Genomic DNA, 593 nt, shown 5'->3' with positions numbered 1-593 from the left:
CCATTCTTTATCATTACGCTTGCGCCTGTCCTTGCGGTTCTATGGGTGAAACTAGGTAAACGTGAACCAAACTCACCAGCGAAATTTGCTTTAGCCATGTTCTTCTTGGCACTAGGCTTCCTATGCATGGTTGGTGCAGTAATGGAGCAAGGTGGTGATACTAACGTGAAAACATCCATGCTATGGCTAGTTGGCGCGTTCTTCTTCCATACTTTGGGCGAACTGTGTCTATCCCCTATTGGTCTGTCTCTTGTAACCAAACTGGCTCCGCTACGTCTTGCATCGTTGATGATGGGTGCATGGTTTGGTTGTAACGCTATTGCGAACTATGTCGCTGGTTACGTGGGTTCTCATGTGGGTGAACTTGGTGCAATGGCTATCTTTAGTGGCATCGCAGTAACCGCATTGATCAGTGGTGTGATTCTAATGTTATTCTCGAACACGCTTGTTCGTTGGATGCACGGTGCAGAAAACACTCACAGCACTGCAGAACAAATTGAAGAGCAACAAACACAAGTTGCTTAACATGGTTTCAAAGTTATTAAAAAGGGTCGCAATCGCGTCCCTTTTCTGTATTCATTCAGTGCAGAATA

General features: G+C 45.4%; 1 pseudogene. It reads left to right on the top strand.

The features are described 5' to 3' along the window. Positions 1 to 525 (top strand): annotated as a pseudogene (locus R7R78_RS27935) (dipeptide/tripeptide permease); the annotation flags it as partial. Positions 526 to 593: the final 68 nt, after the last annotated feature.

Source organism: Vibrio sp. 2134-1 (assembly GCF_033339495.1).
The sequence above is the reverse complement of the archived record's forward strand: the minus strand, read 5'-3'. Positions and strand labels throughout refer to the sequence as shown.